24 protein-coding genes and 2 tRNA genes are annotated in these 25,821 nt (G+C 69.6%); 7 read left to right on the forward strand and 19 right to left on the reverse strand.

The genetic code is table 11. From position 1 onward, the window contains the following. Positions 1–26: 26 nt before the first annotated feature. The 3 genes from DEJ43_RS18060 (at position 27) to pknB (ending at position 5,106) form a co-directional block, all read left to right on the forward strand. Positions 27–1,466, forward strand: a complete 1,440-nt coding sequence (locus DEJ43_RS18060; RefSeq protein ID WP_015034831.1) for an FtsW/RodA/SpoVE family cell cycle protein — start codon at positions 27–29, stop codon at positions 1,464–1,466. Continuing rightward, positions 1,463–2,929 carry a peptidoglycan D,D-transpeptidase FtsI family protein gene (locus DEJ43_RS18065; RefSeq protein ID WP_015034832.1) on the forward strand — a complete coding sequence of 489 codons (1,467 nt, stop codon included), beginning with the start codon at positions 1,463–1,465 and terminating at the stop codon, positions 2,927–2,929. Before DEJ43_RS18060 ends, DEJ43_RS18065 begins: the two co-directional genes overlap by 4 nt. 155 nt (positions 2,930–3,084) lie before the next feature. Further along, a complete protein-coding gene (gene pknB, locus DEJ43_RS18075; protein WP_015034833.1) occupies positions 3,085–5,106 on the forward strand; it encodes a Stk1 family PASTA domain-containing Ser/Thr kinase in 2,022 nt (673 codons plus the stop codon). Between the two features lie 82 nt (positions 5,107–5,188). Here pknB and DEJ43_RS18080 read toward each other — a convergent pair whose 3' ends face one another. The 6 genes from DEJ43_RS18080 to DEJ43_RS18100 form a co-directional block, all read right to left on the reverse strand. Continuing rightward, positions 5,189–5,863: a class E sortase gene (locus DEJ43_RS18080; protein WP_015034834.1), complete on the reverse strand. Its 675-nt coding sequence runs from the start codon at positions 5,861–5,863 to the stop codon at positions 5,189–5,191. A gap of 36 nt (positions 5,864–5,899) precedes the next feature. Further along, positions 5,900–7,108: a class E sortase gene (locus tag DEJ43_RS18085; RefSeq protein ID WP_015034835.1), complete on the reverse strand. Its 1,209-nt coding sequence runs from the start codon at positions 7,106–7,108 to the stop codon at positions 5,900–5,902. Then, positions 7,105–7,743, reverse strand: coding sequence for an aminodeoxychorismate/anthranilate synthase component II (locus DEJ43_RS18090; RefSeq protein WP_015034836.1), 639 nt, complete (start codon positions 7,741–7,743; stop codon positions 7,105–7,107). Before DEJ43_RS18090 ends, DEJ43_RS18085 begins: the two co-directional genes overlap by 4 nt. Then, positions 7,740–7,901: a hypothetical protein gene (locus DEJ43_RS37505; protein ID WP_015034837.1), complete on the reverse strand. Its 162-nt coding sequence runs from the start codon at positions 7,899–7,901 to the stop codon at positions 7,740–7,742. Before DEJ43_RS37505 ends, DEJ43_RS18090 begins: the two co-directional genes overlap by 4 nt. 64 nt (positions 7,902–7,965) lie before the next feature. Further along, positions 7,966–8,700 carry a class E sortase gene (locus DEJ43_RS18095; protein WP_071891388.1) on the reverse strand — a complete coding sequence of 245 codons (735 nt, stop codon included), beginning with the start codon at positions 8,698–8,700 and terminating at the stop codon, positions 7,966–7,968. Between the two features lie 38 nt (positions 8,701–8,738). Continuing rightward, positions 8,739–9,506: a DUF881 domain-containing protein gene (locus tag DEJ43_RS18100; protein ID WP_015034840.1), complete on the reverse strand. Its 768-nt coding sequence runs from the start codon at positions 9,504–9,506 to the stop codon at positions 8,739–8,741. A gap of 140 nt (positions 9,507–9,646) precedes the next feature. Here DEJ43_RS18100 and crgA point away from each other — a divergent pair, with 140 nt between their 5' ends. After that, complete coding sequence (gene crgA, locus DEJ43_RS18105) at positions 9,647–9,901, forward strand: cell division protein CrgA (RefSeq protein WP_015034841.1); 255 nt, start codon at positions 9,647–9,649, stop codon at positions 9,899–9,901. 305 nt (positions 9,902–10,206) lie between these two features. Here crgA and DEJ43_RS18110 read toward each other — a convergent pair whose 3' ends face one another. Both DEJ43_RS18110 and DEJ43_RS18115 read right to left on the reverse strand, forming a co-directional pair. After that, the gene (locus tag DEJ43_RS18110; protein ID WP_015034842.1) at positions 10,207–11,091 is read right to left on the reverse strand and encodes a rhomboid family intramembrane serine protease; all 885 of its coding nucleotides are present in this window, start codon (positions 11,089–11,091) and stop codon (positions 10,207–10,209) included. 22 nt (positions 11,092–11,113) lie between these two features. Next, on the reverse strand, positions 11,114–11,641 hold the full coding sequence (locus tag DEJ43_RS18115; RefSeq protein ID WP_015034843.1) for a peptidylprolyl isomerase: 528 nt from the start codon (positions 11,639–11,641) through the stop codon (positions 11,114–11,116). Positions 11,642–11,813: 172 nt separating this feature from the next. On the opposite strand from DEJ43_RS18115, the gene DEJ43_RS18120 reads away from it, so the two are divergent. Next, entirely contained in the window at positions 11,814–12,524 is a 711-nt protein-coding gene (locus DEJ43_RS18120; RefSeq protein WP_015034844.1) for a DUF5324 family protein, read from the forward strand. Positions 12,525–12,725: 201 nt separating this feature from the next. On the opposite strand, the gene DEJ43_RS18125 is transcribed toward DEJ43_RS18120, so the two are convergent. Both DEJ43_RS18125 and DEJ43_RS18130 read right to left on the reverse strand, forming a co-directional pair. Next, entirely contained in the window at positions 12,726–13,112 is a 387-nt protein-coding gene (locus tag DEJ43_RS18125; protein ID WP_015034845.1) for a DUF6344 domain-containing protein, read from the reverse strand. 265 nt (positions 13,113–13,377) lie between these two features. Further along, positions 13,378–13,450: transfer RNA gene (locus DEJ43_RS18130), tRNA-Ala, on the reverse strand. A 129-nt stretch (positions 13,451–13,579) separates the two neighbouring features. Between DEJ43_RS18130 and DEJ43_RS18135 the strand changes: the two genes are divergently transcribed. Then, a complete protein-coding gene (locus tag DEJ43_RS18135; RefSeq protein ID WP_015034846.1) occupies positions 13,580–14,128 on the forward strand; it encodes a helix-turn-helix domain-containing protein in 549 nt (182 codons plus the stop codon). A gap of 61 nt (positions 14,129–14,189) precedes the next feature. Continuing rightward, the gene (locus tag DEJ43_RS18140; protein ID WP_015034847.1) at positions 14,190–15,635 is read left to right on the forward strand and encodes a serine/threonine-protein kinase; all 1,446 of its coding nucleotides are present in this window, start codon (positions 14,190–14,192) and stop codon (positions 15,633–15,635) included. A 22-nt stretch (positions 15,636–15,657) separates the two neighbouring features. Here DEJ43_RS18140 and DEJ43_RS18145 read toward each other — a convergent pair whose 3' ends face one another. From DEJ43_RS18145 to gnd, 9 genes are all read right to left on the reverse strand, one after another. Next, on the reverse strand, positions 15,658–16,950 hold the full coding sequence (locus DEJ43_RS18145) for a hypothetical protein (protein WP_015034848.1): 1,293 nt from the start codon (positions 16,948–16,950) through the stop codon (positions 15,658–15,660). Positions 16,951–17,055: 105 nt separating this feature from the next. After that, entirely contained in the window at positions 17,056–17,190 is a 135-nt protein-coding gene (locus DEJ43_RS18150; protein WP_003958712.1) for a DLW-39 family protein, read from the reverse strand. Positions 17,191–17,337: 147 nt separating this feature from the next. Then, positions 17,338–17,411: transfer RNA gene (locus DEJ43_RS18155), tRNA-Ile, on the reverse strand. Between the two features lie 109 nt (positions 17,412–17,520). Beyond that, entirely contained in the window at positions 17,521–18,078 is a 558-nt protein-coding gene (locus DEJ43_RS18160; protein WP_041662639.1) for a DUF3566 domain-containing protein, read from the reverse strand. 106 nt (positions 18,079–18,184) lie between these two features. Beyond that, positions 18,185–20,815 (reverse strand): DNA gyrase subunit A, encoded by a 2,631-nt coding sequence (gyrA, locus tag DEJ43_RS18165; protein ID WP_015034850.1) that lies wholly within the window; start codon positions 20,813–20,815, stop codon positions 18,185–18,187. A gap of 41 nt (positions 20,816–20,856) precedes the next feature. Continuing rightward, positions 20,857–22,887 (reverse strand): DNA topoisomerase (ATP-hydrolyzing) subunit B, encoded by a 2,031-nt coding sequence (gene gyrB / locus DEJ43_RS18170; RefSeq protein ID WP_015034851.1) that lies wholly within the window; start codon positions 22,885–22,887, stop codon positions 20,857–20,859. Positions 22,888–23,150: 263 nt separating this feature from the next. Beyond that, positions 23,151–23,714 carry a DciA family protein gene (locus DEJ43_RS18175; protein ID WP_015034852.1) on the reverse strand — a complete coding sequence of 188 codons (564 nt, stop codon included), beginning with the start codon at positions 23,712–23,714 and terminating at the stop codon, positions 23,151–23,153. Further along, positions 23,711–24,832: a DNA replication/repair protein RecF gene (recF, locus tag DEJ43_RS18180; RefSeq protein ID WP_015034853.1), complete on the reverse strand. Its 1,122-nt coding sequence runs from the start codon at positions 24,830–24,832 to the stop codon at positions 23,711–23,713. Before recF ends, DEJ43_RS18175 begins: the two co-directional genes overlap by 4 nt. 60 nt (positions 24,833–24,892) lie before the next feature. Beyond that, positions 24,893–25,771, reverse strand: a complete 879-nt coding sequence (gnd, locus tag DEJ43_RS18185) for a phosphogluconate dehydrogenase (NAD(+)-dependent, decarboxylating) (RefSeq protein ID WP_041662643.1) — start codon at positions 25,769–25,771, stop codon at positions 24,893–24,895. Positions 25,772–25,821: the final 50 nt, after the last annotated feature.

A 25,821-nucleotide genomic window follows, 5' to 3' on the forward strand; every position in this document is an offset into this window, starting at 1 on the left:
GCACCCGTAGGGGGCCTTTCACCACCATGAGCGTTGTCACCAACACGACCACCATCGGCGCGATCGAGGCGCCGAGCCGCCGCAACACCGAGCTGGCGCTGCTCGCGTTCGCCGTCGTCATCCCGGTGTTCGCGTACCTCAACGTGGGCCTGGCCATCGACGGCAAGGTCCCGGCCGGCATGCTCGGGTACGGACTCGGGCTGGCACTCCTGGCGGGCGTCGCCCACCTCGTGGTGCGGAAGTGGGCGCCGTACGCGGACCCGCTGCTGCTGCCCCTCGCGACCCTGCTCAACGGCATGGGCCTGGTGCTGATCTGGCGCCTCGACCAGTCCCCGCGACTGATCGCCGCGGCGAAGCGTTCGTACGGCTCGTTCAGCCCGGACGCCCCGAGCCAGATGATGTACTCGGCGATCGGCATCGCCATGTTCGTGGGCGTACTGCTGCTGCTCAAGGACCACCGGGTCCTCCAGCGCTACACGTACATCTCCATGGCGGTCTCGCTCATCCTGCTGCTGCTGCCGCTCGTCCCCGGCCTCGGCGCGGACGTCTTCGGCGCCAAGATCTGGATCCGGGTCGGCGGCTTCTCCATCCAGCCCGGTGAGTTCGCCAAGCTGGTCCTTGCGGTCTTCTTCTCCGGCTACCTGATGGTGAAGCGTGACGCGCTGGCCCTGGCCAGCCGGCGCTTCATGGGGCTCTACCTGCCGCGCGGCCGCGACCTCGGCCCGATCCTGACGATCTGGGCGGTCAGCCTCCTCATCCTGGTCTTCGAGAACGACCTCGGAACCTCGCTGCTGTTCTTCGGCATGTTCGTGATCATGCTGTACGTGGCGACCGAGCGGACCAGCTGGATCGTCATGGGTCTGCTGATGGCGGTCGCCGGTGCGGCGATCGTCGGCTCCACGGCGAGCCACGTGAAGTCCCGTGTGGCGGCCTGGCTCGACCCCTTCGGCTGCCTGGAGACGGCCACCGACCAGAACATGCTGAACGCCTGTGACCAGATGACCCAGGTGCTGATGTCGTTCGGCTCCGGCGGCATCCTCGGCACCGGTCTCGGCCAGGGCAACTCCGACCTGATCCAGTTCGCCGCCAACTCCGACTTCATCTTCGCCACCGTCGGCGAGGAGCTCGGCCTCGCCGGTGTGATGGTCTTCCTGCTCCTCTACGGCCTGATCGTCGAGCGTGGCATCCGCACCTCCCTCGCCGCCCGCGACCCCTTCGGCAAGCTGCTCGCGATGGGCCTCTCCGGCGCCTTCGCGCTCCAGATCTTCGTCGTCGCCGGCGGTGTGATGGGTCTCATCCCGCTCACCGGTATGACCATGCCGTTCCTCGCGTACGGCGGATCCTCGGTGATCGCCAACTGGGCCCTGATCGGCATCCTGATCCGGATCAGCGACACCGCACGGCGCCCCGCGCCCGCGCCCGCCCCGTCCCCCGACGCCGAGATGACCCAGGTGGTCCGTCCGTGAACAAGCCGCTGCGCCGGGTCGCGATCTTCTGCGGCCTGCTCGTCCTCGCCCTGCTCCTGCGCGACAACTGGCTCCAGTTCGTCCGCGCCGACGAGCTGAACGCCCACCCGAAGAACCGCCGGGTGCAGATCGAGCGCTACGCGAACGAGCGGGGCAACATCATCGTCGACGGCAAGCCGATCACCGGCTCCGTCGACTCCAAGGACACGTTCTACAAGTTCAAGCGGACCTACACCGACGGCCCGATGTGGGCCCCGGTCACCGGCTACGCCTCGCAGGCCTACGACGCCAACCAGATCGAGAAGATCGAGGACGGCATCCTCACCGGCAACGACGACCGGCTCTTCTTCGACCGCACCCTCGCCATGTTCACCGGCGAGAAGAAGAAGGGCGGCGACGTCGTCACCACCCTCAACGGCGCCGCGCAGAAGGCCGCCTTCGAGGGCCTCGGCTCCAAGACCGGCGCCGTCGTCGCCATCGAGCCGAAGACCGGCAAGATCCTCGCGATGGCGTCCACCCCCTCGTACGACCCCTCCTCCTTCGCCGGCTACTCGGCCAAGGACGAGAAGGCCTGGGTGGCGCTGGAGAAGGACAAGAACAAGCCGAAGCTGAACCGCGCGATCCGCGAGATCTACCCGCCCGGTTCCGTCTTCAAGGTCGTCACCGCCGCCGCGGCGCTGGAGAACGGCAAGGTCTCCGACATCAACGCGGCGACCGACACCCCCGAGGGCTGGAAGATCCCCCTCTCCCAGAAGGAGATGGTCAACCACGCCCGCGGCTGCGCCAACGCCAGCCTGAACCGCGCGCTCGAGATCTCCTGCAACTCGGTCTTCGCGAAGCTCGGCGACGACGTCGGCCGCGACAAGATGGTGGAGATGGCCGAGAAGTTCGGTTTCAACGCCGAGCAGTTCACCCCGGTCCGCTCCTCCGCCTCCGTCTACGACAAGAAGGCCGACAGGGGCGGCAACGCGCTCTCCTCCATCGGCCAGTTCAACACCGCGACCACCCCGCTGCAGATGGCGATGGTCACGGCGGCGATCGCCAACGACGGCAAGCTGATGAAGCCGTACATGATCGACGAGCTGCGCGCGCCCAACGTCGACCTGCTCAAGAAGACCGAGCCGGAGGAGATGAGCCGCCCGGTCTCGGAGAAGAACGCGCAGCTGCTCCAGCAGATGATGGAGAACGTCGTCACCAACGGCACCGGCGGCAACGCCGACCTGAAGATGGACGGCGTGAAGGTCGGCGGCAAGACGGGTACGGCCCAGCACGGCGACAAGAACGCCAAGCGGCCCTACGCCTGGTTCATCTCGTACGCGAAGACCGCCGAGGGATCTCCGGTCGCGGTGGCCGTCGTCGTCGAGGACTCGGCGGGCACGGACCGTGAGGACATCAGCGGTGGCGGCCTGGCCGCCCCGATCGCGAAGGCCGTGATGAAGGCGGTCCTGAAGACCCGGGGCTGACGTCTCGGGCCCGTACGTGCCAGGTACCGGTCAGGTATCAGCTACCGACCCCGGGCGGAAGGTCTACCCGGGGCCGGTACCGTATGCGCGAACAGCACACACCGCCGGACCACCCCAGGGTGCGGTCGGGACAGACGGAGAGGGCTGGATTAGCTATGGAAGAGCCGCGTCGCCTCGGCGGCCGGTACGAGCTGGGCTCGGTGCTCGGCCGTGGTGGCATGGCCGAGGTGTACCTCGCCCAGGACACCCGGCTCGGCCGCACCGTCGCCGTGAAGACGCTGCGGGCCGACCTGGCCCGCGATCCGTCCTTCCAGGCCCGGTTCCGCCGTGAGGCACAGTCCGCCGCCTCGCTGAACCATCCGGCGATCGTCGCGGTCTACGACACCGGCGAGGACTACGTCGACGGGGTCTCCATCCCGTACATCGTGATGGAGTACGTCGACGGGTCGACCCTGCGTGAGCTGCTGCACTCCGGGCGCAAGCTGCTGCCCGAGCGCACGCTCGAGATGACGGTCGGCATCCTCCAGGCGCTGGAGTACTCGCACCGCGCCGGCATCGTGCACCGTGACATCAAGCCGGCGAACGTCATGCTGACGCGCACCGGCCAGGTCAAGGTCATGGACTTCGGCATCGCGCGCGCCATGGGCGACGCGGGCATGACCATGACGCAGACCGCCGCGGTGATCGGCACGGCCCAGTACCTCTCCCCGGAGCAGGCGAAGGGCGAGCAGGTCGACGCCCGCTCCGACCTGTACTCCACGGGCTGCCTGCTCTACGAGCTCCTCACCGTCCGTCCGCCGTTCATCGGCGACTCCCCGGTCGCGGTCGCGTACCAGCACGTCCGCGAGGAGCCGCAGCCGCCGAGCAACTTCGACCCCGAGATCACGCCCGAGATGGACGCCATCGTCCTCAAGGCGCTGGTCAAGGACCCCGACTACCGTTATCAGTCCGCCGACGAGATGCGCGCGGACATCGAGGCCTGCCTCGACGGCCAGCCGGTCGCGGCCGCCGCCGCGATGGGCATGGGGATGGGCATGGCGGGCGCGCCCGCGTACGGCGGTGGCTACGGCGGCTACCCGCCGGAGGACCAGCCGACCACGGCGCTGCGCCAGGCCGACCCGGCCGGTCAGACCTCGATGCTGCCCCCGATCAACGCGGACGACGGCGGCTACGGCTACGACGACCGCCCGGACCGCCGGCGCGGTGGCCAGAAGAAGTCGAACACGTCGACGATCCTGCTGGTCCTCGCGGGCATCCTGGTCCTCGTCGGTGCGATCTTCATCGGCGTCTCCCTCTTCGACGACAAGGACGGCGCCCGGCAGGTCACCGTCCCGCAGCTGGTGGGCCAGACCGTCGAGGGCGCGAAGGGGCTCGCGCGGAACGCCGAGGTGACGGTCCAGGAGGCCGGCACCGAGCGCTGTGACCAGCCCAAGAACTCCATCTGCCGCCAGAGCCCGGCCGCCGACGGCACGTCGAAGATGGAGACGGGCGGCACCATCCAGGTGTACGTCTCCGAGGGCGCCCCGCTCATCGAGGTCCCGGACGTCATCGAGCAGTCCAGGGAGCGCGCCGAGGAGTCCCTGAAGGGCAAGGGCTTCAAGGTCAAGGTCGAGCAGGAGGAGTCCGACGAGGACCCCGGCACCGTTCTGCGGCAGAACCCGCAGGAGGGCACCAAGGCCGAGCAGAACTCCGAGGTGACGATCACCGTCGCGAAGCAGAAGCTGTCCCAGCTTCCCGACGTGAAGAACCGGACGTACGACCAGGCCGTGCTGCAGCTGAACGGGGTGGGCTTCACCAAGATCACCCGTGAGGACGTGGACTCCGACCAGCCGGCGGGCACGGTCATCGACCAGACCCCGCAGGGTCCCTCGGACCAGCCGAAGGACGTCCAGATCACGCTGAAGGTCTCCAAGGGCCCGCAGAAGACCCAGGTCCAGATCCCGCTCGACATCGGCGGCAAGAAGTTCAAGGACGTCAAGCAGCAGCTTGAGGCCCTGGGGCTCGTGGTCGTCCAGCAGGGTTCGGACAAGGAGGACGCCACCGTGTTCGGATCGACCCCGCCCGCGGGTTCGATGGTGAACACCGGCGACACGGTCAACGTCATGACGGTGGGCGGCGGCGGTGGCGACGGCCGCAACGGGAACGACGGCGGGGGCGGCGGAGGCTTCTTCGACTGAGCCGGCACCGCAGCCGATCAACGAATAGAGAGCCCCGGTATCCAGTGGATACCGGGGCTCTCTGTTTGTCTCGGCGGCTTCGTCAGCGGAGCTCCGCCGGAGGGGTCCGGTCGCGGTCGACCTTCTCCGTGCGCTCCAGCTCGCCCCAGACGATGTACCGGTAGTCGGAGGTGTACATCGGGGTGCAGGTGGTCAGCGTGATGTAGCGCCCCGGCTTGGTCTTCCCGGATTCCTTCGGCACCGGCTGGAGGACGTCCACGTTGTACTTCGTGGTCTCCGGCAGGGTCTTGTAGACCTTGTAGACGTACCAGGTGTCCTTGGACTCGAAGACGATCGCGTCCCCGGTCTTCAACTTGTGGATGTTGTGGAACTTGGCGCCGTGCCCGTCCCGGTGCGCTGCCAGCGTGAAGTTGCCCTGCTTGTCCTGCGGGAGCGCGGACTTGACCGGGTCGGTGTAGTAGCCGGCGACGCCGTTGTTGAGGATGGCGCTGGCGGTGCCCTTCTTGACGAGGACCTCGCCGCTGCCCATCGCGGGCACGTGCAGGAAGCCGATGCCGTCCTTGGTGTCGAGTGCGCCGGGGCCGTCGGCCCAGACGTCGCGCACCTGGGCGCCGTCCTGGTCCGCGGCGCGGTCGGCGAGGACGTTGGTCCACCACAGCGAGTAGACGACGAAGAGGCCGAGGACCAGGCCCGCGGTGATGAGGAGTTCACCGAAGAGGCTGATGATCCCGGCGATCCGGTTACGCGCGCGTGCCACTAGTCGTCCCGTCGTCCCGTCCGGAGGTGTGGGGTCTCAGCCTACGAGCGCTTTCGGCTTTCCCTGGCTGCGCGGTCGCTCCTCGACCAGCTTGCCCCACACGATCATGCGGTACGTGCTGGTGAACTCCGGTGTGCAGGTGGTCAACGTGATGAACCGGCCGGGCGCCGTGAAGCCCGAGCCCTTCGGCACCGGGTCGATCACGGAGACGTTCGAGGGCGAGGTCTGCGGCAGGATGCTCGCCATCTCGTAGGTGTAGTACGCGCTCTGGGTCTCGACGACGATCGGGTCGCCGGGCTGCAGCCGGTTGATGTACCGGAACGGCTCGCCGTGGGTGTTGCGGTGGCCGGCGACGGCGAAGTTGCCCTGCTTGTCGGAGGGCATGGCCGTCTTGAGCTTGCCCTCGCCGTAGTGGCCGACCATGCCCTTGTCGAGGACCTTGGTCTTGCTGATGCCCTCGGCGACGGGCACGACGACGTCCAGCTTGGGGATGTACATGATGGCGAACCCCTCGCCGGGCTCGAAGGCCTCCGGCTTGCTGTCGTCGCCGTGGGCCCAGGTGTCCTCGATCTGCTCCTTGGCCCGGTTCGTCTCCTGCCCGGCGAGGACGTTCGTCCACCACAGCTGGTAGGTGACGAAGAGGAGCATGACGACGCCGAAGGTGATGAAGAGTTCGCCGACGGCCCGGCTGGCGATGACGCCGAAGCTGTCCTTGGCGGCGCGGGCGGCGCGCCGGGCCTCGACGCGGGAGAGCGGGGCGGTGGGGGTGGCGGCCGGCGTGCTGGGCGGGCCGCCGCGGCGGCCCTTGCCCCGGCCGCCCTTGGCCGCCCGACGGCGCTCGGCGCGACCGGGCCCGGGAAGGGGCTCCACGGCCTGCAGGGGCATCGTCTCGCTCGGGGAGTGCCGCGGGGACTCCTCGGCCTCGTACGCCTCGTACGGGGCCGCGTAGGGCTCCTCAGGGGCCGCTTCCTGGGGCTGGTACGCCTGCTCGTGCGGCGGGTAGGCCTGCGCGGGAGCCTGAGGGACCTGCTCCTGCGGCTGGTAGGCCTGCTCGGGAGCCTGCCCGTAGGCGGGGGCGGGCGAGGTCTGATCCCCGTACGCGGGGACGGGCGGGGGCTGTTCCCCGTAGACAGCGGCAGTCGGGGGCTGTTCCCCGTACGGCGAGGGGGTCGCGTACGGGTCCCCGGGTATCGGCTCTCGCTCCGGCTCGTGCGCCGGGCGGAACCACGGAGAGCCCGTCGTCACGCGACGGCCTTGCCCACCACCGGCGCGAGCCCCGCCGACCGTCCGACCGCCCCCTTGTCGCCGCACTGCTCCAGCCAGTTGGCGAGCATCAGGTGGCCGTGCTCGGTGAGCACCGACTCGGGGTGGAACTGCACGCCCTCGACGGGGAGTTCGCGGTGGCGAAGACCCATGATGATGCCGTCCTCGGTCATCGCGGTGACCTCGAGCTCGGCCGGCACGGTGGCGGGCTCGGCGGCCAGCGAGTGGTAGCGGGTCGCGGTGAACGGCGAGGGCAGGCCGGCGAAGACGCCCCGGCCCTCGTGCGTCACGAGGGAGGTCTTGCCGTGCAGCAGCTCGGGGGCGCGGTCGACGACACCGCCGTACGCCACGGCCATCGACTGCATGCCGAGACAGACGCCGAAGACCGGCACGCCGGTGTCCGCGCAGTGCCGGACCATGTCGATGCAGACCCCGGCCTGTTCGGGCGCGCCGGGTCCGGGCGACAGCAGGACGCCGTCGAAGCCGTCCTGCGCGTGGCTCAGCTCGACCTCGTCGTTGCGGAGGACTTCGCACTCGGCGCCGAGCTGGTAGAGGTACTGAACGAGGTTGAAGACGAAGCTGTCGTAGTTGTCGACGACGAGAATTCGCGCGCTCACTGGCCGTCCACCGTCACATCGTTGAACGGAAGCAGTGGCTCCGCCCAGGGGAACACGTACTGGAAGAGGACGTAGACGACCGCGAGGACCAGCACGATCGAGATCAGCGCCCGTACCCACGCGTTGCCCGGCAGATGCCGCCAGATCCAGCCGTACATGACGTCGACAGCCCCTTCCGTTCGTTACGGGGACCAGAGTACGGGGCGGGAAGGCCGGTGAGGGTCAGCTGTCCAAAGCCTGTGGACGACCGTCGGCGACCGGCAGGGTGGCGTCGAGGTGCGCCCAGACGACCAGCCGGTGGCTGCTGCCCCACTCGGGGTCGCAGGTGGTGAGGGTGAGATAGCGGCCCGGGCCGCCGAAGCCGGACTTCCTGGGGACGGGGTCGACGACCCCGGTGTCGGTGGGCACGGTCCGGTAGGGCGCGCGGTCGACGCGGTACGTGTACCAGGTCGTGCCGTCGGTGAGGACGACGGCGTCGCCCGCGCGCAGCCGGGGGAAGTCCTTGAACGGATCGCCGTGGGTGCGGCGGTGGCCGGCGACGGCGAAGTTCCCGGTCGCGCCGAGCCGGGCGGTGCCCGGGTAGTGGCCGAGCCCCTTCTTCAGGGTGGCGGCGTCGGTGCCCTGGAGGACGGGCCACTCCCAGTCCTCGCCGAGGCGGGGGACATACATGACGGCGATCCCCTTGCCCGCGGCGTACGGCGCGGGCGCGGTCGGCGGGGCGGGTGCGGTCGGCGGGGCGGGGGCGGGCGCGGTCGGCGCGGGGGTGGCCGGCGTGGAGGCGGGGGCGGGGGCCTCGACGGGCCGGTCGGCCCACTCCTGCTGGAGGATCTTCAGCTCGCCAGCGGTGGCGCTCTCGGCCTGGACCCCGGTCCAGTACAGGACGTACACGACGAAGAGGACGATCAGGGCGCCCACGGTGAGGCAGAGTTCGCTGAAGGTCCTCACGACGAGACGCAAGAGCCCTCCCGCTCTCCGGCTGCCGTCCGGTCAGCGGGTCAGCTGATCGGCTTCGCGTGGTGGAGGTCCACTGTGCCCGAGTAGCCCGGCAGAGTCACCGCCTTGTGCTCGTCGACTTTCCAGCCGAGCCCGTACGCCTTCACGTAGAGCTGGTAGTTCTGGATCGCCGGGGAGTCGGCGAGCGCCCTGCTCAGCTTCCCCCGGTCGCCCACAGCGGTGATCTTGTACGGGGGCGAGTAGACGCGGCCCTGGAGGATCAGGGTGTTGCCGACGCAGCGCACGGCGCTGGTGGAGATGAGCCGCTGGTCCATGACCCGGATGCCCTCCGCGCCGCCCTGCCACAGGGCGTTGACGACGGCCTGGAGGTCCTGCTGGTGGATGACGAGGTCGTTGGCCTGGGGCTCCGGGTAGCCGGGGGCCGCCTGGGCGTTCGGCGGGGCGTCGTCGAGGGTGACGGTGAGGCCGGAGCCGCGGACCTCGGTGGTGCCGGCGGAGGCCTCCAGGGCGTCGAGTCTCGCATCCTCCGCGCGCGTGGAGCCGTCGTCGCGGGCGGCGAGGGAGTCGACCTGGGAGCGGAGGGCGGCGGTGGACTCGTCGAGGCCCGCGTTCTTGTGGCTGCGTTCCTCGATCAGGTCGGAGAGCCGCAGGAGGGAGGCGTCGGTGCGGAGGTTGGTGCCCTTGGCGGTGTTGAAGCTCGTGACGAAAATCAGTCCGGCGAGGGCGAAGACGGCAAGGGTGAGGACCTGGACGGGGCGCCACCTGGTGGTGCGGCCCGGTCCTTCGGGAGTACCGGCGGAATTGCTCAACGTACCCTGATCCCCTTCGGTGCCGCGGAACCACTACGCTAACGGACGCCTGGGGGACGCAGTCGTCCTCCTTCGTCACATCCCGGCGCCAGCCACAGTTCCCTGCGCGGTCACGCAGCGCATCGACAGGAGAGTCCCTCGTGCCGAAGTCACGGATCCGCAAGAAGGCCGACTTCACGCCCCCGCCCGCGAAGCAGGCCACCAATATCAAGCTGACCAACCGCAGCTGGGTGGCGCCTGTGATGCTGGCGCTTTTCGCCATCGGTCTGGTGTGGATCGTGGTCTTCTACGTCACCGACGGATCCATGCCGATCGAGTCGCTCCGGAACTGGAACATCGTGGTGGGCTTCGGCTTCATCGCGGCCGGCTTCGGCGTCTCCACGCAGTGGAAGTAGCGGCGATCTAGCGCCCCCGCAGGCCGCTCGTCAAGCTCTCCCCTGAACTTATCCACAGCGTTGTGCACAGCACTGGATAACTTACGAAGATCTGTGGATAACTCGTTCGAGGTTGACGCCGGTATGACCGGAATCACCCCCGCCGGATCGCCGTACGAACGCCGAACGCCCCTCGCCTCCCTGGAGAAACCCCAGGTCAGAGGCGAGGGGCGTGGTCTTTCCCCACAGAGCGGCGGCGATCCGCCACTCACTGTGGATAACTCTGGGGAAAGCTCCCGAAGAAGCTCTTCCACAGCCCTGTGCGCTCAGGTGAGCGCGGCCGAACGGGCGAGCACGATCCCCAGGTCGATCAGGAGCAACAGTCCGCAGGCCCCGTACTGCACGAGGTCCCGGCGGGCCCGTGGCGCGTGCACCAGCGCGTACGTCACCAGGACGCCCGCGACCAGTCCACCGACGTGGGCCTCCCAGGAGATCCCCGGACGGGTGAACGTGATGAGCAGCGACAGCGCCACGAAGAGGATCACCGGCCGCATGTCGTGCCGGCGCCGGCGGGCCAGCACCACCCAGGCCCCGATCAGGCCGTAGACGACGCCGGAGGCCCCCAGCGAGGGCTGGTTGGGCTCGGCGACGACATACGCCAGCACCGAGCCGGACAGACCGGAGAGCAGACACAGCGCCGCGTACCGGATCCGGCCGAGCTCGGGCTCGACGATCCCGCCGATCACCCACAGGCCCAGCACGTTGAAGAGGATGTGCCAGACCTCCTGATGGAGGACGGTCGAGGTCAGCAGCCGGTACCACTCACCGTCCGCGACCCCGACGACCTCCCCGAGCGCCGGGCTCCAGGCGTATCCGATGAGAACGAGCTCGTCGACGAGCCGGTCGCCGAACACCAGGACGGCGAGGTAGACCGCGAGGTTGACGCCGATGAGGATCTTGGTGACGAAGCGGTCGTCCGCCGCCACCCGGCCGCCCGCGAGCGTCCGCGGCTGGTTGGCCGCGGCGGCGTGCCCGGTGCCCGAGCCGTTCCGTACGCAGTCGGGGCACTGGAAGCCGACGGAGGCGGAGATCATGCACTGCGGGCAGATCGGCTTGTCGCAGCGCGAGCAGCGGATGCCGGTCTCGGCCTCCGGATGCCGGTAGCAGCGCGGCAGGCCGGAGGGCGGGTTCGTGGAAGGACGCGGGTCCATGCGAAGTGCCGTCCCTTCCGCCTCAGCGCTTCTCGATCACCACGGACTCGATGACCACGTCCTTGACCGGTCGCTCGGTGTGCGGGTCGGTCGCGGTGGTCGCGATCGTGTCCACGACCTTCCGGCTCGCCTTGTCCACGACCTCGCCGAAGATGGTGTGCTTGCGGTTCAGCCAGGTCGCGGGGGCGACGGTGACGAAGAACTGCGAGCCGTTGGTGCCCGGACCCGCGTTGGCCATGGCCAGCAGGTAGGGGCGGTCGAAGAAGAGCTCCGGGTGGAACTCGTCGGCGAAGGAGTAGCCCGGGTCGCCGGTGCCGTCCCCGAGCGGATCGCCGCCCTGGATCATGAAGTCCTTGATGACCCGGTGGAAGACCGTGCCGTCGTAGAGCCGGTCCGAGGACACCTTGCCAGTGGCGGGGTGCGTCCACTCGCGCTCGCCCGAGGCGAGCTCGACGAAGTTGCGGACCGTCTTCGGCGCGTGGAACGGCATCAGCCGCACCTCGATGTCACCCAGGCTCGTCTTGAGGATCGCGTACAGCTGCTCGGCCACGGTCGCCTTCCGTCCACGTCGTGTCGCGTCATGTCACGTCTGTCACTGGCGCGTCCGATCCTCGCATGCCCCGGATGCCCGCCCCACATGCCGGACCTCGGTCGGGCGGGCATGATTCCGAGAAGGATGGAAAGGTGAAAAACCGACATCGCCACCGAGGAGGAGGAATCCCGTGACCCGCATGGACAGCGTGCGCGCCGCGACAGGATCGGCGAAGGAGAGCGTCCTGCACGCCGCGGAAGTGGTGGCGCCGTACGCCGGCACGGCCAAGGAGCAGGCCTCGCACTACGCCCACGAGGCGCGTGTGCTGCTCGCGCCGAAGGTCTCGAAGGCCACGCAACAGGCCCGGGCGCAGGCTCGTGCGCAGTACGACTCGTATGTCGCACCGCATGTACCGCCACGGGTCGACGCGGCCGCACAACGTGCGGCGGTCAAGACCCGAAAGGCCTGCCGTCAGGCGGCCGATTACACCGTTCCGCGTGTCGAGCACGCGGTCGCCGCGACCGGTCCCGTCCTCGAGGAGGCGGGGTCGCGTTCCACTGCTGCCTGGGCCGCGCTCCGCGGCCAGGTGACGCCTGGGGAAATCCAGAAGATCGTGAAGAAGCACGAGCGCCGGGCACGGGCCGGACGCCTCGCCAAGGGCCTCGCGGTCCTGGGCATTCTCGCCGGCGGCGCGTTCGCCGCCTGGAAGTGGTGGGACAAGCAGGCCAATCCCGACTGGCTGGTCGAGCCGCCCGCTCCCACCGAGGTGGACGAGGGCACCGGACTGACGCCTTACGACGACAGTGAGGGCTCCCTCGACCCGGAGGTTGAGGCCAAGGAGACCGAGGCCGAAGCCGCGGCCGCAGCCGAAGAGGCCGCCGAACGCGACAAGCGCCGCTGACCGACCGAGTCCTGCTGGGTCCTGCTGGGGTTCCGCTGAGTCTTACGGGGTCCTGCTGGGTCCTACTGGTCCTGCGGGTCCTGCTAGGTCCTGTGGGTCCTACTTGGTCCTGTGGGTCCTACTTGGTCCTGCGAGTCCTGCTGGGTTCTTGCATGGTGTTGCGAGAGGGGCGGGGAGTAGGAACGACCGGCTCCCCGCTCCCTACGCCGACGCGGCGAGCGCCAGCTCCGTCAGCGCGGCCGGCTCGTCGTTCTCGGCCACGGCGCCCAGGCCGGTCGAGGAGCGGTGCCGGGAGGCGGGAGAGGAACCGTGCGCCTCGGCGGCGATGCGCTGCTTGATGGTGGGCGGCAGGGAGCGGTCCCCGGCCAGCGGCCACCGGTGTGCCCGCTGTGCGGGTACGGAGGCGAGGGCGGCCCGCTCCCCGACGACGGGCGCGGAGGCGGCGGCGGGAACGGCCGGCTCCTCGGGCTGCTGGACGGCGGGCTGGTTGGCCGCGGCGGCGGTGCTCGTCAGGCCGACGGAGGCGAGCAGGGCGAAGAGGACGGAGATGAAGGCGGTCCAGAACTGCTTGACCTTGGCGGTGGCCATGGCCCCTCACTTTCGTGACGTACTCGGATGGTTCATTTCGGTTTGCGCGCTTTACGTACTTTCCTCATGATGTGGATGCGCTCCCGATTTCCACGGAACGTCGCCGTTGCCGCGCAGTTCTTCCGATGAACACCACCCGTCCGGAGCAGTGACCCCTCCGGCGCGGAGGGCTCCAGGCCCGGCAACCTCGCCCGAAGCCGTCGGCGGACCACGCAAAACACCCCCGCCGACCTGCGTTTTCGCAGGTCGGCGGGGGTGTTTGTTGTGGAGCCTAGGGGAGTCGAACCCCTGACATCTGCCATGCAAAGACAGCGCTCTACCAACTGAGCTAAGGCCCCGGAACGTAGGACAGCGTACCGGGTCACCCCCCATGTCCGGCAAAAGGATTGGGTCTCCCGGTCGGCGACCACTCTCCGTAAGATGCTGATCGAGGTTCGCAGTGGCGAACCTAGGGATGGGGAGAAGAAATGGACGCAGCGCAGCAGGAAGCCACGGCGAGAGCCAGAGAGCTTCAGCGCAGTTGGTACGGAGAGCCGCTGGGGGCGCTCTTCCGTCGGCTGATCGACGATCTCGGGCTCAATCAGGCCAGGCTCGCGGCCGTGCTCGGACTGTCCGCGCCCATGCTGTCCCAGCTGATGAGCGGCCAGCGGGCCAAGATCGGCAACCCGGCCGTCGTCCAGCGCGTCCAGGCCCTCCAGGAGCTCGCCGTCCAGGTCGCCGACGGCAGCGTGAGCGCCGCCGAGGCCACCGACCGGATGGACGAGGTCAAGAAGTCGCAGGGCGGCTCCGTCCTCACCAGCACGGGTCAGGCCAGCCCCGGAACGGGCGCGCCGACCGTCCGCCGGGTCGTCCGCGAGATCCAGTCGCTGCTGCGCTCCGTAGCCGCGGCGGGCGACATCATCGACGCCGCCGACTCCCTCGCCCCGGCCCACCCGGAGCTGGCAGAGTTCCTCCGGGTGTACGGCGCCGGGCGCACCGCCGACGCGGTCGCCCACTACGAGTCGCACCAGAACTGACGCGGTCGGCAGCGGGCCGGCCCGTCCGGCAGACGAGGCAACGGGGAGCGGGCGCAGCGCGATGGGTGAGGTCTTCGCTGGTCGGTACGAGCTGGTCGACCCGATCGGACGGGGCGGGGCGGGCGCGGTGTGGCGTGCCTGGGACCACCGCCGCCGCCGCTATGTGGCAGCCAAGGTTCTGCTGCAGAGCGACGCGCACACGCTGCTCCGTTTCGTCCGGGAGCAGGCGCTGCGGATCGATCATCCGCACGTCCTCGCTCCGGCCAGCTGGGCCGCCGACGACGACAAGGTCCTGTTCACCATGGACCTGGTCGCCGGCGGCTCTCTGGCCCATGTCATCGGCGACTACGGCCCGCTGCCGCCCCGCTTCGTCTGCGTCCTGCTCGACCAGCTGCTCTCGGGCCTGGCCACGGTGCACGCCGAGGGGGTCGTGCACCGTGACATCAAGCCCGCCAACATCCTGCTGGACGTCACCGGCACGGGGCGGCCGCACCTGCGGCTCTCCGACTTCGGCATCTCCATGCGCAAGGGCGAGCCGCGTCTCACCGAGACCGACTACGTCGTCGGCACGCCCGGCTACTTCGCGCCCGAGCAGCTGCTCGGCGCCGAGCCGGACTTCACCGCCGACCTCTTCGGCGTCGGCCTGGTCGGGCTCTATCTGCTCCAGGGCCGCAAGCCGGACTCCCGGGCCCTGGTCGAGCATTTCGTCACGCACGGCACGCCCGCCGCTCCCGAGGGCATCCCGGAGCCGCTGTGGCAGGTCCTGGCCGGGCTGCTCCAGCCCGATCCGCAGGCGCGCTTCCGGACGGCCACGGGCGCGCGCAAGGCGCTGAGCGCCGCCGTCGAGATGCTGCCCGAGCCGCGTGCCGACGAGGCACCGGTCGAGATCCGCGACCAACTCGGCCCGCTGCCCTCCGGCTTCGGCCCCGAGGGCCCGACGGGCCCCACCGACACGGCTGCCCCCACCACGCCCGCGGAGACCCCCGCCGGCGCCACGCCCGCCGCTCCCGGCCCCACTCCGGCGCCCGGCCCCGCTCCAGCGCCCGCCCCCACTCCGACCGCGCCCGGCCTCGCTCCAGCGCCCGTTTCCCTGCCCGTACCGCCCCAGCAGCAGCCCCCACAGCCGCACTACCAGCCCCAGCACCCCCTCTCCCCAGGCGCGGCCCCCTACGCCGCTCCCTACGCGGCCCACCAGGCCGCCCCGGCCCCGACCGTCGCCCCGATGCCCAGCCCCTCCGAGACGGGCAGCTTCCATCTGCCCCCGCCGGTCGCGCACCCGATCCCCTCCTTCGAGCAGGCACCCACCTCCGCGGTGCCGTACGAACAAGCCCCTACTCATCCATACACCGCTCGACCCGTTCAGGTTCCCGAGCAGCAGCACGCCCCGTCGGCGCCCGGGGCCGCCCCCGTACGCCGACCGGGACCGCCCCCGAAGGTGACGGTCCCGGTCCTGCTGCTCGCGCTGATCTGCTTCGCGGTGGGCTTCTGGGCGCTCGCCCAGACCTGAGCGACTCCCCGCCGGCGGGGTCTTAAGCCACCCGCCTCCGCGCCACCAGCGTCCAGACGCCGAGCCCCAGCAGCAGCACGGTCCCACTGCCGATCCCGGCCGCCGCGACGACCCGCATGGAGTCGCTCCGCTCCGCCGCCCGCGCCCCGGAGGAGCCCTCCTCCGCCGCGTTCCTGTCGTCGGCGGTGACGGTGAAGGGGCCGGGGTCACCGGCGTACCCGGGCCCGGGCTTCGCGCCGCCCCGCACGGAGACCCGCAGCGTCAGCGGCACGGTCCCGTCCCCGTACTCCTCGGCGACCGCGGGGCTGAGCGTGGCCGACAGGTAGTACCAGCCGGCGAAGCGCATCCCGTTGGTGGCCTCGTCGTACGAGGTGCGGTTCTCGTGGGCCACCGGTCGCAGCGCGTCGAGCGCCAGCGTCGCGGGCTTCCCGGCGTAGCTGACGGTGCTCTCGTCGACGTGCCCGAGCGCGGGGTTCTCCAGGGAGAGCACCAGCGCGTTGCCGATGTGCTCGTCGCTCGCCGCGCTGCTGCCGAGTTCGGCGCTGGCGAAGAGCTGCTGTCCCCAGTCGACGGGCACCCGGTAGAAGAGCGTCTGGCCGGGGCGGATGTCGGACCGCCACTCGCCCTGCGTCAGCGAGGTGGCGTCGTGGACGCCGGAGCCGCCCTGCCGGGGCTTGGGGCCGCCCGTGGGCGGCGCGGGCGTGCCGGAGGCCCAGACCTCGGGGAGCGCGGTCGGTCCGGCCTTCTGCAGCCCGGGCTCGGAGACGTACCGGATCTCCAGGTCCCAGTCGTCGGGGCTCGAGGTCTGCTTCCCGCTCCGCTCGACGAGTACGTAGTACGCGCCCGCGCGCTGGCAGGAGGAGCTGTCCGCGTCGACGATGCGGCGGGCGTACGCGGCGAGCGGCCGGGTGTACTCGGCCGAGGAGAAGTTCGCCTGCTGGTAGCCGCATTCGGTGCCGGAGCCGTCCTGCATGCTCACCTTGAAGCCGTCGCCGTACTCGACCTTGCCGCCGGGCTTGGGCACGGCGACGACAGAGACGTAGGCGTTGAGCTTGTCGTCCAGGTCGACCCGGTAGTAGACCTTGCCGTCCTTCTTGAGCGTGTCGCGGTAGGTCTGCCCGGTCCTGAGCTGCACCGCGTCCGAGCTCGAAGCGGCGCCCTGGACCCGCTGGGCCGAGCCGTCGAAGGTGTACGGCGGGAGGGCACCCCCGTCGGCCGCGAGGGCCTGTGCGGGCAGCGCCGCCATCGTTCCCACCGCCGCGGCCGCCGTGATCAGGGCCCCCGCCCTCCGGCCGATGCCGGCCTGCGTCCTCACGCGCTCCTCCTCTTCACTTAAGCAAGTAGAAAATTCGCTCAGGCAAAGCGAAGCCCCGGCCCGCTCACGCGCGGCCGGGGCTTCACCCACAGACGGTCTCTCGTCTCACACACCCGAACCTGCGGGCACGGAGTCGGTCGCCTCCGTCCACAGATCCTGCTCGGCGCGATCCGCCTGGATCTGGCGGTACACGAGGAGCCCGCCGATGGCGGCCAGTGCGACCAGGAGAAGCTTCTTCACCGCGCGACCTCGTCTTTCGTTGACGTAGGAGACTTCTGACGCCCACTCTACACATCGACCGATACCGATCGGTGACCTGGAGGAGCTTCAAACCTCACACAAACAGATCGACCCGGATGGAGGAACCATCCGGGTCGATCTCGTCTGTGGGGCTAACAGGATTTGAACCTGTGGCCTCATCCTTATCAGGGATGCGCTCTAACCAACTGAGCTATAGCCCCGCCGCGCTCTGCGGTGTATGTCCCGCGCGCTGACTCCTGAACATTAGCGCACCAGGGGGCCAGTCCCAAAATCGGTTCCCGAACCGGCCCCTCGCAGGTCACTCGCCCGTCACTCGTCCTCGGCGAGCGTGAGCTCCACACCGCCGACGAAGCCCGCCGACAGGTTGTAGATGAACGCGCCCAGCGTCGCCAGAGCGGTCATCAGGACCACGTCGATCACGGCGATCACCGAGGTGAACATCAGCACCCGCGGCAGCGACAGGAACGACTGCAGATCGAAGCCGTTGGACTCGTTCGAGCCCGTGGCCTCGCTGATCGTGCCGCCGACCGTCGAGAAGACGCCCATGGCGTCCATGACCATCCACAGCACCGCCGCGGCGACGACCGTGCAGATGCCCAGCGCGATGGAGAGCAGGAAGCTCACCTTCATCACCGACCACGGATCGGCCTTCGCCACCCGCAGCCGCGCCTTGCGCGTACGGGGCGTGGTGCGTGCCCCTGTACGCGGCCGGCGCACGGCACCCGTCGCCTGGCCGCCCGACGCCGGAGCGCCGTACGCCTGCGGCGGGTGGTAGGGGCCGCCCGGCTGCTGCGCACCCGTGCGCTCGCCGGGCAGCGGCCCGTTGTAGGTCTCGTACGAGGGCTGCTGCCCCCGAGTGTCCGTCACCGCAACCCCCTGGGAGTCCGTGGCGGAGCCACGGGCGCCGTTCGCTCCAGCACCAGCAGAAGCTCCGGCGGCCGCCGATCCGGCGCCCGTGGCTCCACTCACGCTCTTACTCCTCGTGCTCCCCGGCCGAGGGCTCCGTGCCCTCGACTGCCTCGGTCTCGACCGCGACGGTCTCGACCGCCGCCTCGGACGCCTCCACGGCACCCTCGGCGTCGACTGCCTCGTCGATTTCGTCGTCCTCGCTGCCGGCCTCGGCGTTCCGTGCGATGCCGACGACGGCATCGCGCTTGCCCAGGTTGATCAGCTGGACGCCCATGGTGTCACGGCCGGTCTCCCTGACTTCGTTGACTCGCGTACGAATCACACCGCCGGACAGCGTGATGGCGAGGATCTCGTCCGTCTCCTCGACCACCAGCGCGCCCACGAGCGAGCCACGGTCCTCCACGATCTTGGCGGCCTTGATACCCAGGCCGCCACGACCCTGGACGCGGTACTCGTCGACGGGGGTGCGCTTCGCGTACCCGCCGTCGGTCGCGGTGAAGACGAACGTACCGGGCCGGACGACATTCATCGAGAGCAGCTCGTCGTCCGCGCGGAAACTCATCCCCTTGACGCCCGAGGTGGCGCGTCCCATCGGGCGCAGCGCGTCGTCCGTGGCCGTGAAGCGGATCGACTGCGCCTTCTTGCTGATGAGCAGCAGGTCGTCCTCGGAGGAGACCAGCTCCGCCCCGATCAGCTCGTCGTCGCTGCCGTCCTCGGTCTCCCGGAGGTTGATCGCGATGACACCGCCCGAACGCGGCGAGTCGTAGTCCTTCAGCGCGGTCTTCTTGACCAGTCCGGCCTTGGTGGCGAGCACCAGGTAGGGCGCGGCCTCGTAGTCGCGGATCGCCAGGATCTGCGCGATCTGCTCGTCCGGCTGGAAGGCCAGCAGGTTCGCCACGTGCTGGCCGCGCGCGTCCCGCCCGGCGTCGGGCAGCTCGTACGCCTTGACCCGGTAGACCCGGCCCTTGTTGGTGAAGAAGAGCAGCCAGTGGTGGGTCGTGGAGACGAAGAAGTGGTCGACGATGTCGTCCTGCTTCAGCTTCGTGCCGCGCACGCCCTTGCCGCCGCGCTTCTGCGAGCGGTAGTCCTCGGTCTTCGTCCGCTTCACGTAGCCGCCGCGGGAGATCGTGACGACGATGTCCTCCTCGGCGATCAGGTCCTCAATGGACATGTCACCGTCGAAGGGCACGAGCTTGGACCGGCGGTCGTCGCCGAACTTCTCGACGAGCGCGGCCAGCTCCTCGCTGACGATCGCGCGCTGGCGCTCCGGCGAGGCCAGGATGGCGTTGTACTCGTTGATCTTGGCCTGGAGCTCGTCGTGCTCGGCGACGATCTTCTGGCGCTCCAGGGCGGCGAGCCGGCGGAGCTGCATCTCCAGGATCGCGTTGGCCTGGATCTCGTCGATCTGGAGCAGGTCCATCAGGCCGCCGCGGGCGACCTCGACCGTCTCGCTGCGCCGGATGAGCGCGATGACCTCGTCGATCGCGTCGAGCGCCTTGAGCAGACCGCGCAGGATGTGGGCGCGCTCCTCGGCCTTGCGCAGCCGGAAGCGGGTCCGGCGCACGATGACCTCGATCTGGTGCGTCACCCAGTGGCGGATGAACGCGTCCAGCGAGAGGGTGCGCGGCACGCCGTCGACGAGCGCCAGCATGTTCGCGCCGAAGTTCGTCTGCAGATCGGTGTGCTTGTACAGGTTGTTGAGGACGACCTTGGCGACGGCGTCGCGCTTGAGCACGATCACCAGGCGCTGGCCGGTCCGGGACGAGGTCTCGTCGCGGACGTCGGCGATGCCGCCGATCTTGCCGTCCTTGACCAGGTCGGCGATCTTCTGCGCGAGGTTGTCCGGGTTGGTCTGGTACGGCAGCTCCGTGACCACCAGGCACTGGCGGTTGTGGATCTCCTCGACCTCGACGACCGCGCGCATCGTGATCGAGCCACGGCCCGTGCGGTACGCCTCCTCGATGCCCTTGCGGCCGACGACGAGCGCGCCGGTCGGGAAGTCCGGGCCCTTGATCCGCTCGATCAGCGCGTCGAGGAGCTCCTCGTGGCTGGCGTCGGGGTGCTCCAGCGCCCACTGCGCACCGGCCGCGACCTCGCGGAGGTTGTGCGGCGGGATGTTGGTGGCCATGCCGACGGCGATGCCGGCGGAGCCGTTGATCAGCAGGTTCGGGAAGCGGGACGGCAGGACCGTCGGCTCCTGGTTCCGGCCGTCGTAGTTGTCCTGGAAGTCGACGGTCTCCTCGTCGATGTCCCGGAGCATCTCCATCGACAGCGTCATGAGCTTGCACTCGGTGTACCGCATGGCGGCGGCCGGGTCGTTGCCCGGGGAGCCGAAGTTGCCGTTGGAGTCGACGAGCGGCATGCGCATCGACCAGGGCTGGGCGAGGCGGACGAGCGCGTCGTAGATCGAGGAGTCGCCGTGCGGGTGGTACGTACCCATGACGTCGCCGACGACGCGGGCGCACTTGTAGAAGCCCTTCTCGGGCCGGTAGCCGCCGTCGTACATCGCGTACAGCACGCGACGGTGGACGGGCTTGAGGCCGTCCCGTACGTCGGGCAGCGCGCGGGACACGATGACGGACATCGCGTAGTCGAGGTACGAGCGCTGCATCTCGGTCTCGAGCCCGACGGGCTCGATCCGCAGCGTGGGCTCCTGCTCTTCGGTGGTCCCGGTCGGGGTGGTTTCGTCGGCCATTGCTGGTCGTCAGTCCTTTCGTACGGTCAGCTGAGACCGACTCAGATGTCGAGGAAGCGAACGTCCTTGGCGTTGCGCTGGATGAACGAGCGGCGTGCCTCGACGTCCTCGCCCATCAGCACCGAGAACAGGTCGTCGGCCTGCGCGGCGTCGTCCAGCGTGACCTGGCCGAGGACACGGTGCTCGACGTCCATGGTGGTGACGCGCAGCTCCTCGGCGTTCATCTCGCCGAGACCCTTGAAGCGCTGGATCGAGTCTTCCTTGATCCGCTTGCCGCTCTGCTTGCCGAGCTCGACGAGCGCGTCCCGCTCCCGGTCCGAGTACGCGTACTCGAAGTCGTCCCGGCCCCACTTGATCTTGTAGAGCGGCGGACGGGAGAGGAAGACGTGACCGGCCTCGACCAGCGGCCGCATGAAGCGGAACAGGAAGGTCAGCAGCAGGGTGTTGATGTGCTGACCGTCGACGTCGGCGTCCGCCATCAGGATGATCTTGTGATAGCGGAGCTTCTCGATGTCGAAGTCCTCGTGCACACCGGTGCCGAAGGCGGAGATCAGCGCCTGGACCTCGGTGTTCTGCAGGATCTTGTCGATCCGGGCCTTCTCGACGTTCAGGATCTTGCCGCGGATCGGCAGGATGGCCTGGTACATCGGGTTGCGGCCGGACTTCGCCGAACCGCCGGCGGAGTCACCCTCGACGATGAAGATCTCGCACTTCGAGGGGTCGTTCGACTGGCAGTCGGAGAGCTTGCCGGGCAGCGACGCCGACTCCAGCAGACCCTTGCGGCGGGTCAGGTCGCGCGCCTTGCGGGCGGCCACGCGCGCGGTGGCGGCCTGGATCGACTTGCGGATGATGTCCGCGGCCTCGACCGGGTTGCGGTCCAGCCAGTCGTTGAGGTGCTCGTAGACCGCCCGCTGGACGAAGGTCTTGACCTCCGTGTTGCCCAGCTTGGTCTTGGTCTGGCCCTCGAACTGCGGCTCGCTCAGCTTGACCGAGATGATCGCCGTCAGACCCTCGCGGATGTCGTCACCCGTGAGGTTGTCGTCCTTTTCGCGGAGCAGCTTCTTGTCGCGCGCGTACTTGTTGATCAGCGAGGTCAGCGCCGCACGGAAGCCCTCCTCGTGCGTGCCGCCCTCGTGGGTGTGGATGATGTTGGCGAAGGAGTACACGCCCTCGCTGTAGCCGCTGTTCCACTGCATCGCGACCTCGAGGGACAGGGCCTTGTCCTTGTCCTCCGCCTCCAGGTCGATGACGGTCGGGTGGACCAGCTCGCCCTTGCGCGAGTTGAGGTACTTCACGAAGTCGACGATGCCGCCCTCGTAGTGGTACTTCACCGTGCGCGCGGCCGGCTCGGCGGCCGCCTCGGCGTCCGGGTCGTCGGCGCCGACCGTGGCCTTGGCGGACTCGCGCTCGTCGGTGAGCGTGATCGTCAGGCCCTTGTTGAGGAAGGCCATCTCCTGGAAGCGGCGCGAGAGCGTCTCGAAGGAGTACTCGGTCGTCTCGAAGATGTCCGGGTCGGCCCAGAAGGTGACCGAGGTGCCGGTCTCGTCCGTCTTCTCGTGCTGCGCGAGGGGCGCGGTCGGGGCGCCCATCTTGTAGTCCTGCGTCCAGCGGTGGCCGTCGGTCTTGATCTCGACGGAGACCTTGGTGGACAGGGCGTTCACGACCGAGACACCGACACCGTGCAGACCGCCGGAGACGGCGTAGCCGCCGCCGCCGAACTTGCCGCCCGCGTGCAGCACGGTCAGCACAACCTCGACGGCCGGCTTGCCCTCGGAGGCGACGATGCCGACCGGGATGCCGCGGCCGTTGTCGACGACCCGCACGGCGCCGTCGGCCAGGATCGTGACGTCGATGGTGTCCGCGTGGCCGGCCAGGGCCTCGTCGACGGAGTTGTCGACGACCTCCTGCACCATGTGGTGCAGACCGCGCTCACCGGTCGAGCCGATGTACATGCCAGGGCGCTTGCGCACCGCATCCAGGCCTTCGAGGACCTGGATGTTGCTGGCGGTGTACTGGTTGTTCTCGTTGGGGTTGCCGGAATCGGCCACGAAGCGCCCTTTCTGGCACAGCACAGGCCGTTCTCCGGGCATACGGGAGCGGCTGCGTCGTTCGACATGTTCCGCAGGGTGGCGGGATTGTCTCCCAGTCTACCGGTAGCGCAGACAGTCATGGGGGTTTGCCGGTGCCTGAGTCCGCATGTGCCGCCCTGAGCGGGAGCGAGACGACTCCCCATATCCGGACAGGGTCTCCAGAGCCCCCTGACGGCCACCCAGCGCTTCGGCCCGTAGCGCGCAGTGGGCACCGAGCGACCGCGTCCGCGAGCGGTCCCGCCGCCTCAGCCGTACGTGTCGCCGGGACCCACGGACCCCGGCGCCCGCAGCGGGCCGTACCCCCGCCGCGGCGCCCCGGGACCCAGCACCTTGATCAACCGCACGGTGCCGTGCCCCAGGTCCTCGTTCAGCCGCGCGACGAGCGTCGGCGCGAGCAGCCGCAGCTGCGTGGCCCACGCCGTCGAGTCGCACTGGACGGTGAGCACGCGCGCGTCCGGCTCGTCGTCGAACCTCAGCGGTACGCAGTGCTTCGCCAGGTCCTCGCCGACGATCTGCGGCCAGCGGCCCATGACCCCGCCGACCGCCGCCGGCGTCTCCCAGCCGCGCTCGGTGATGAGCCGGTTGATCGCGGCGCCGAGCGCCATGGGGTCGCGCCCGTCGGCGCGCGCGCCGGAGCGCAGGCCGCCCCCGCGCCTGGCCTGCTTCTTCTGCTGGGCGGCCGCGCCCTTCGCCTTGGCCTGCTCCTTGGCGGCGCGCAGCGCGACCCGGGCGAGATCGACCCCGGAGGATTCGGGAACGGACGGCGCCGGAGGCGTATCCACAGGCTGGGGAAGGTTTTCCTCGCTCATACCCGCTCCACCGTTCCTCCGGCCACCCCGTACCTCGTGCCCGCGAGGACCCCCGGCACGTCGTCGTCCACGGCGGCCGTCACCAGGACCTGCTCGCCGCCCGCCACCAGCTCCGCGAGCCGTTCGCGGCGCCGCGCGTCCAACTCGGCGAAGACGTCGTCGAGGACGAGCACGGGCTCGTTGCCCTCGGAGCGCAGCAGGTCGTACGAGGCGAGCCGCAGCGCCAGCGCGTACGACCAGGACTCGCCATGGCTCGCGTACCCCTTGGCGGGCAGGTCGCCGAGCTTGAGCAGCAGCTCGTCCCGGTGGGGCCCGACGAGCGTGACACCGCGCTCGATCTCCTGCTTGCGGACCTCCGCGAGCGCGTCGATCAGCTGTGCGTAGAGCTCCTCGCGGGTGTGCCCGGCGCCCGGCGCGGAAGGCCGGTACTCCAGCAGGATCGGTCCGCCGCCGGGCGCGAGCTGCTCGTACGCCTTGTCCGCCAGCGGCTGCAGTACGGCGATCAGCTCCAGCCGCTGCGCCAGCAGCTCGGCGCCCGCCCGCGCCAGGTGCTGGTCCCAGACGTCCAGCGTCGACAGGTCCATGCCCCGGCCGCCGTGCCGCCGCGCCATGGCGGCGGACTTCAGGAGGGTGTTGCGCTGTTTGAGCACGCGCTCGTAGTCGGAGCGCACGCCCGCCATGCGCGGCGTGCGCGCCGTGATCAGTTCGTCGAGGAAGCGCCGGCGCTCGCCGGGGTCGCCCTTCACCAGGGAGAGGTCCTCGGGCGCGAACAGCACGGTCCGTACGATGCCGAGCACATCACGCGGTCTGACCTGCGAGGACCTGTTGATACGGGCACGGTTGGCCCGGCCCGGATTGAGTTCGAGCTCGATCAGCTGGGAGCGCTCGCCCTGGGTGACGGCCGCCCGGATCACCGCCCGCTCCGCCCCCATCCGGACGAGCGGGGCGTCGGAGGCGACGCGGTGGCTGGAGAGGGTCGCGAGATAGCCGACGGCCTCGACCAGATTGGTCTTGCCCTGGCCGTTCGCGCCCACGAAAGCGGTGACGCCCGGGTCGAGCGGGACCTCGACCCGGGCGTAGGAGCGGAAGTCGGCCAGCGAGAGATGCGTGACGTGCATGGTTGGGCGCCGACCTTCTTCCCCCGGCGGCTGTGCACCGCGGGGTGCACAGCCTGTGGATTACTTCTTCGTCTCGACCGCGTGGCCACCGAACTGGTTGCGCAGCGCGGCGATCATCTTCATCTGCGGGGAGTCGTCCTGACGGGAGGCGAACCGCGCGAACAGCGAGGCGGTGATCGCCGGCAGCGGTACGGCGTTGTCGATGGCGGCCTCGACCGTCCACCGCCCCTCGCCGGAGTCCGACGCGTAGCCGCGCAGCTTGTCCAGGTGCTCGTCCTCGTCCAGGGCGTTGACCGCGAGGTCCAGCAGCCAGGAACGGATGACCGTGCCCTCCTGCCAGGAGCGGAAGACCTCGCGCACGTCGGTGACGGAGTCGACCTTCTCCAGGAGCTCCCAGCCCTCGGCGTAGGCCTGCATCATGGCGTACTCGATGCCGTTGTGGACCATCTTCGCGAAGTGGCCGGCGCCGACCTTGCCGGCGTGGACCGAGCCGTACTCGCCCTCGGGCTTGAGCGCGTCGAAGATCGGCTGGACCCTCGCGACGTCCTCGGCGGAGCCGCCGTACATCAGCGCGTAGCCGTTCTCCAGGCCCCAGACGCCACCGGAGACGCCGCAGTCGACGAAGCCGATGCCCTTGGCCGCCAGCTCCTCGGCGTGCTTCTCGTCGTCCGTCCAGCGGGAGTTCCCGCCGTCCACGACGATGTCGCCGGGGGAGAGCAGCTCGGCCAGCTCGTCGATGGTGGACTGGGTCGCGGCACCGGCCGGGACCATGACCCACACGACGCGGGGCCCCTTGAGCTTGCCCACAAGCTCTTCGAGGCTGTGGACATCGGCGAGGTCCGGATTGCGGTCGTATCCGATGACGGTGTGGCCTGCGCGGCGGATGCGCTCACGCATGTTGCCGCCCATCTTGCCGAGACCGACGAGACCGAGCTCCATCAGAGATTCCTTAAGCGTCGTGTGCGGTTTACCCGGGTCCGAGCCTACGC

The organism is Streptomyces venezuelae ATCC 10712 (assembly GCF_008639165.1).
GTDB classification, from domain to species: domain Bacteria; phylum Actinomycetota; class Actinomycetes; order Streptomycetales; family Streptomycetaceae; genus Streptomyces; species Streptomyces venezuelae.

What these genes read in the sequence shown, in the direction of transcription:
- DEJ43_RS18060 (WP_015034831.1), top strand. Translation starts at nt 27, where the DNA reads ATGAGCGTTGTCACCAACACGACCACCATCGGCGCGATCGAGGCGCCG.
- pknB (WP_015034833.1), top strand. Translation starts at nt 3,085, where the DNA reads ATGGAAGAGCCGCGTCGCCTCGGCGGCCGGTACGAGCTGGGCTCGGTG.
- DEJ43_RS37505 (WP_015034837.1), bottom strand. Translation starts at nt 7,901, where the DNA reads ATGTACGGCTGGATCTGGCGGCATCTGCCGGGCAACGCGTGGGTACGG.
- DEJ43_RS18110 (WP_015034842.1), bottom strand. Translation starts at nt 11,091, where the DNA reads ATGGACCCGCGTCCTTCCACGAACCCGCCCTCCGGCCTGCCGCGCTGC.
- DEJ43_RS18125 (WP_015034845.1), bottom strand. Translation starts at nt 13,112, where the DNA reads ATGGCCACCGCCAAGGTCAAGCAGTTCTGGACCGCCTTCATCTCCGTC.
- DEJ43_RS18135 (WP_015034846.1), top strand. Translation starts at nt 13,580, where the DNA reads ATGGACGCAGCGCAGCAGGAAGCCACGGCGAGAGCCAGAGAGCTTCAG.
- DEJ43_RS18140 (WP_015034847.1), top strand. Translation starts at nt 14,190, where the DNA reads ATGGGTGAGGTCTTCGCTGGTCGGTACGAGCTGGTCGACCCGATCGGA.
- gyrA (WP_015034850.1), bottom strand. Translation starts at nt 20,815, where the DNA reads ATGGCCGACGAAACCACCCCGACCGGGACCACCGAAGAGCAGGAGCCC.
- DEJ43_RS18175 (WP_015034852.1), bottom strand. Translation starts at nt 23,714, where the DNA reads ATGAGCGAGGAAAACCTTCCCCAGCCTGTGGATACGCCTCCGGCGCCG.
- recF (WP_015034853.1), bottom strand. Translation starts at nt 24,832, where the DNA reads ATGCACGTCACGCATCTCTCGCTGGCCGACTTCCGCTCCTACGCCCGG.
- gnd (WP_041662643.1), bottom strand. Translation starts at nt 25,771, where the DNA reads ATGGAGCTCGGTCTCGTCGGTCTCGGCAAGATGGGCGGCAACATGCGT.